This is a genomic window from Mesorhizobium sp. M2C.T.Ca.TU.002.02.1.1 (genome assembly GCF_003997225.1).
Genome location: NZ_RZTO01001393.1, coordinates 1 through 755 on the forward strand (window position 1 = coordinate 1; position 755 = coordinate 755).

Annotated in this window: 1 protein-coding gene; it reads left to right on the top strand. The window is 65.4% G+C overall.

Features of this window, described 5'->3' with window-relative positions; genetic code table 11:
• Nucleotides 1-700 (top strand): DMT family transporter (locus tag EOD07_RS36320; RefSeq protein WP_164772952.1); only part of this gene is annotated, 700 nt, incomplete at its 5' end.
• Between the last annotated feature and the right edge of the window lie 55 nt (nt 701-755).

A 755-nucleotide genomic window follows, 5' to 3' on the forward strand; every position in this document is an offset into this window, starting at 1 on the left:
CGGCGTCGGCGCCATGGGGCTCGGCTTCTTCGCATTGACCAGGCTGCCGCTGCCCGAAGCGATCACGCTGAACTACGCCCAGCCGTTGCTGGTCGTGGTGTTCTCCTCGGTCTTCCTCGGCGAGACGATCCGCGTCTACCGTTGGAGCGCGGTTGCCGTCGGTCTTGCCGGTGTGCTGGTCATCTCCTGGCCGGAACTGACGCTGCTCAATTCCGATGAGGGCCTCGACGACCAGGAGGTGTTGGGCGTCATGGCGGCGCTGATCGCCGCCGCGATCTCGGCGGTCGCCATGCTTCTGGTGCGCAATCTCGTCCAGACCGAGAAGACGGCGACCATCGTTTTATGGTTCTCCTCGACGGCTTCGGTGTTATCGCTCTTTACATTGCCCTTTGGCTGGCAGGCGCTGACGCCGATGCAGGCCGCGCTCCTTGTTTTTGCCGGCTTCTGCGGCGGCCTCGGCCAGATCCTGATGACGGCGGCCTATCGCCATGCCGAAGCCTCGGTCGTGGCGCCCTTCGAATACACCTCGATGATCCTCGGCGTCGTCGTCGGCTATCTGGTGTTCGGCGACGTGACCTCGCTCAATACGCTGGTCGGCGGCGTGATCGTGGTTGCCGCCGGCATTTTCATCATCTGGCGCGAGCGGCAGTTGGGCCTGGAGCGTACGCGTACCAGGACGGCCGCGCCACCGCAGGGGTGAAGGCTACGAGGCCGGCGCCCGTTCCTTAGCCAACCGCACCAGCACGGCCCGGGTC